5 protein-coding genes (1 of these 5 cut by a window edge) are annotated in these 4,440 nt (G+C 49.8%); all 5 read right to left on the reverse strand.

What is annotated here, in order from left to right; all coding sequences use genetic code 11:
• A partial coding sequence (locus J5F18_RS03100; protein WP_346300886.1) for a TIGR00153 family protein occupies positions 1 to 466 on the reverse strand: 466 nt, incomplete at its 3' end.
• A gap of 12 nt (positions 467 to 478) precedes the next feature.
• A complete protein-coding gene (locus tag J5F18_RS03105) occupies positions 479 to 1,264 on the reverse strand; it encodes a DUF481 domain-containing protein (RefSeq protein ID WP_346300887.1) in 786 nt (261 codons plus the stop codon).
• Positions 1,265 to 1,277: 13 nt separating this feature from the next.
• A complete protein-coding gene (gene fba, locus J5F18_RS03110; RefSeq protein WP_346300888.1) occupies positions 1,278 to 2,342 on the reverse strand; it encodes a class II fructose-bisphosphate aldolase in 1,065 nt (354 codons plus the stop codon).
• Positions 2,343 to 2,371: 29 nt separating this feature from the next.
• On the reverse strand, positions 2,372 to 3,550 hold the full coding sequence (locus tag J5F18_RS03115) for a phosphoglycerate kinase (RefSeq protein ID WP_346300889.1): 1,179 nt from the start codon (positions 3,548 to 3,550) through the stop codon (positions 2,372 to 2,374).
• Positions 3,551 to 3,584: 34 nt separating this feature from the next.
• Positions 3,585 to 4,440, reverse strand: the 3' portion of a protein-coding gene (locus tag J5F18_RS03120; protein ID WP_346300890.1) for a glyceraldehyde 3-phosphate dehydrogenase NAD-binding domain-containing protein. It continues 134 nt past the right edge of the window; 856 of the gene's 990 nt are visible here — the last part of the coding sequence; its start codon lies off the right edge, out of view; its stop codon occupies positions 3,585 to 3,587.

Consider the following 4,440-nt stretch of genomic DNA (forward strand, 5'->3'; position numbering starts at 1 on the left):
CGCGTTCGCGTCCGCGAAAACCCGCTTCCAGCAGCTCATCAAATTCATTAATGGTTTCTGCTGCTTTGCAAACCGCGTCAAGACATCGACTTAAATACGTCTGAAAACCATCAATCAGTGGACTTGGAATCACCAATTGGCGTCCGGTTACAAGCCCAGCAACATCTTTTGCTTTATTGGCAATTCGGTCTTGTTGCGAGACTAGCTCGAGTAAATCCGTGCGCTCCACTGGCATAAACAGGCCACTAGGTAAGTTACCGCGGATATCTCGTTTAATCTGATCGGCTTCTTTCTCTAGTTGCGAGATGTGGCGTTGAATCTCGCCTGCCTGCTCCCACTTTTCTTGATAAACAGCATTGAAGAATGCATCGAGTTCCACGGTGCATTCGACAATCTTGTTGATATGCTCAATAACCGGCTTAATCGGTGACTTCGCAAACACCCCAAGAATCGAGTTCGCAGGCATACGCCGTCCTTACTAGAAGGTATAAACCAAGGTGACTGCCGTTTCCGTGTCGAGTTTCTCTGGAATACGACCATTCGCTTGCTCAAACACCGTCGAGTTATGGGTCAACGTCAATGAGAAACGCATCGCCAAGCGCGAGTTAATATTCGCTGTCAGCGCACCAACTGCACGGGAACGGGTGTTGTCATCACCGATTTCGGTGGAAACTAGCTGGGTAAAGCGGGCAGTTTCACTAATTTGCCATTCGTAGTTAGCCGCCATCCGGATAATAAAGTCGCCATCCGTCTCGCCCGTACCACGAATTTTGTCGTAGGAATAACCCGGACCAATTTCGAAGTCGGTAAACATTGCGTCATTGATCAACCAGCGCGTACCGTAACCAGCTGCTATCGTCGATTGATACTCGAAACTGTTCAATGCGTCGTCTTCATAAGACCCGTAAAGGAAGAATGACGAATGTTTTGAATTCGCGAACTTGCGGTTACCCTGGCCGGATAAGAACAAGCGGTCCGCATCAACAACAGACGTTCCTTCGTGGGTTTTTCGCTCTTGTCGGTAGTAATCCATCACGGCCCGTTGACGCCAGTTTAGGGTGTCCCGTTCTAGATCGAGCTTACCTTTCCAAGAACGCGAGTCGGTGTTTCCCGACCGAATTAACACACCGACTTCCGCGCTTGCTCGCCATTTGCCATCTTGTGACGCTGGATCGACATCCTGAATATCATCAAACATGAACGTCGATGACATTGCGGTGCTGGAAAAGCCTAATAAAGCGATACTTAATAATGTTAGACGCACGTCGCCCCCTTACTTACTTCACGGTCGCAGCTAACACGCCACTTTCGTATTTTTTGAACATCTCTTCTAATGAGATAGGCTTAATTTTACTCGCGTTACCGGCTGTTCCGAACGCTTCATAGCGCGCCTTACAGATGTCGTACATTGCCTTGGTTGACGCGGCTAAGTATTTGCGTGGATCAAATTCTGATTTGTTTTCGGCTAAAAACTTACGAATCGCACCCGTTGAAGCTAACCGCAAGTCAGTATCGATATTTACTTTGCGCACACCGTGGCGAATACCTTCTTGGATTTGCTCCACAGGCACACCGTAAGTCTCTGGAATTTCACCGCCAAACTCATTAATAATCGCCAACCATTCTTGCGGTACTGATGAGCTACCGTGCATGACCAAATGCGTGTTTGGAATGCGCGCGTGAATTTCTTTAATCCGCTCAATCGCCAAGATATCGCCCGTTGGAGGCCGCGTGAATTTGTAAGCGCCATGTGACGTTCCACACGCAATCGCTAAGGCGTCAACTTGGGTCGCCTTGACGAAATCTGCTGCTTCTTCCGGATCGGTTAACAGCTGGTCGTGTGTAAGGGTACCTTCTGCACCAACACCGTCTTCTTCGCCTGCTTGGCCGGTTTCTAAAGAACCAAGAACACCTAATTCGCCCTCAACGGAAACACCACATGCATGCGCCATTTCCACCACGCGACGGGTCACATCGACGTTATAGTCGTAGTCTGCTGGCGTTTTGCCGTCTTCACGTAAAGAGCCGTCCATCATGACTGAGCTAAAGCCCAATTGGATCGAGCGCTGACAAATTGCTGGTGAAGTGCCGTGATCTTGGTGCATCACTACAGGAATGTGTGGGAACTCTTCGATGGCAGCTAAAATCAGGTGACGCAAGAAAGGAGCGCCAGCGTATTTACGCGCACCTGCAGAAGCCTGCACAATCACCGGGCTATCGGTATCGTTTGCGGCCATCATAATAGCGCGCATTTGCTCTAGATTGTTGACGTTATATGCCGGTACGCCGTAACCAAATTCTGCAGCGTGATCGAGCATTTGTCTCATTGAAATCAATGCCATTTGCGAGGCTCCTTTCTATTTTTTTAAGTTTATTCGCTACCGCGAGCTTCTAAAATTGCGACGGCTGGTAGTTTTTTCCCTTCTAAGAACTCCAAGAAGGCACCACCACCGGTTGAAATATAGGAGATTTCATCGGCAATGCCATATTTATCAATGGCTGCAAGTGTATCGCCACCGCCAGCGATAGAAAACGCACTGCTCTTCGCAATCGCCCGCGCTAAAATTTCTGTACCTTGACTAAACTGGTCAAATTCAAACACACCGACAGGGCCGTTCCAAACAATCGTGCCCGCATTTTCCAGTAACTTCGCCAATGCGTGTGCGGTATCTGGGCCAATATCAAAAATCTGGTCATCGCCACTGACGTCGTCGACGGCTTTTGTCGTCGCCACTGCATCAGGACTGAATTGGTCACCCACGATGACGTCGGTTGGCAACGGAATTTCCGCACCGCGCGTTTTTGCTGATTCGGCTAAACGTGCAGCTTCTTTTACTAAGTCTTCTTCATACAAGGACTTGGCGACATTGTGACCCGCGGCAGCAATAAAGGTATTCGCAATACCGCCACCTACGATGAGCTGATCAACTTTACGCACCAATGAATTCAAGACCATTAATTTGGTCGAAACTTTCGAGCCGCCGACAATAGCGACTAACGGCCGTTGTGGGCTTTTCAATGCTTTGCCGAGGGCATCGAGTTCGGCCGCAAGCAAAGGTCCCGCGCAGGCAATCGGCGCATATTGCGCGACACCATAGGTCGACGCTTGTGCTCGATGAGCAGTACCAAACGCGTCCATAACAAACACGTCACACAAGGCCGCCATGCGCTTCGCCAACGCTGGGTCATTTTTCTTTTCGCCGGCATTAAAACGGACGTTTTCGAACACCACCAGCTCACCGCCAGCGACTTCAACACCGTCTAAGTAATTGCTTTCAAGTCGGACTGGGAAACTGAGTGCTTCAGCAAGGTACTTGACCACAGGCGCCATGGAGTAGGCTTCATCAAATACACCTTCTTCGGGACGACCTAAATGCGACATCACCATGACTTTTGCGCCCTGCTCGAGTGCGCTCTGCAAGGTCGGTAATGCTGCTTTTAGACGCGCATCCGAGGTTACTTTGCCATCTTTGATCGGCACATTTAAATCTTCGCGGATCAGTACACGCTTGCCACGCAGATCCATATCAGTCATATACTTCACAGTCATTTCATAGTCCTTGCGAAAATTTATTCAAAGCAGTTTAGTCTAAACCCGCTAACGTTGCTGCCGACTCCAACATCCGGTTAGCAAAGCCCCATTCATTGTCACACCAACAAAGCACTTTAACGAGACGCTTGTGGCTCACTCGCGTCTGTGTACCGTCTATGATACTTGATCGCGGGTCATGATTAAAATCCGATGACACCAGCGGCAATTCAGTATACCCAAGAATACCGGCGAGGTCGCGCTGCGCGGCATTTCGCAACGCCTCATTGACCTTCGCAATATCGACATCGGCATCGAGCGTGACACTTAAATCCATTGCGGTGACGTTAGTGGTTGGCACCCGTACGGCAATCGCCTCAAAGCGACCAGCAAACTTTGGCAAAATTCGCTCGATGCCTCGCGCCAGCCGCGTATCGACGGGAATAATGGACTGCGACGCGGCGCGCGCTAAACGCAAATTGTCATGATAAGCATCAATGACTTGCTGGTCATTCATCGCCGAATGAATGGTGGTGATCGTGCCGCTGTCGACGCCAAAGGCATCATCGAGGGCTTTAATCACCGGGACGATACAATTGGTTGTGCATGAGCCGTTGGAAATAATTCGGTCACTTGCACTTAAGTCGGCGTTATTGATGCCCTGAATCAGAGTAAAGTCGACATCAGGCGCCGCTGGATGCGAAAACAACACACGTCGCGCACCTGCCTGCAAGTGGGCGTTACCGTCCTCCCGGCTGGAAAATACGCCGGTACATTCAAGCACCACATCAATTTTCAATTCACGCCACGGCAAGTCCTGCAAATCACACCGGTGAAAGACTTGAATTTGGTGCTGGTTAATCTGCAGAACATCGTCTTTTGCACTGACATGTGCAGCGAAGCGACCGTGA

Source organism: Halomonas sp. BM-2019 (genome assembly GCF_017584085.1).

Coding starts and splice junctions, on each gene's coding strand:
- fba (WP_346300888.1), bottom strand. CDS start 2,342: ATGGCATTGATTTCAATGAGACAAATGCTCGATCACGCTGCAGAATTT.
- J5F18_RS03115 (WP_346300889.1), bottom strand. CDS start 3,550: ATGACTGTGAAGTATATGACTGATATGGATCTGCGTGGCAAGCGTGTA.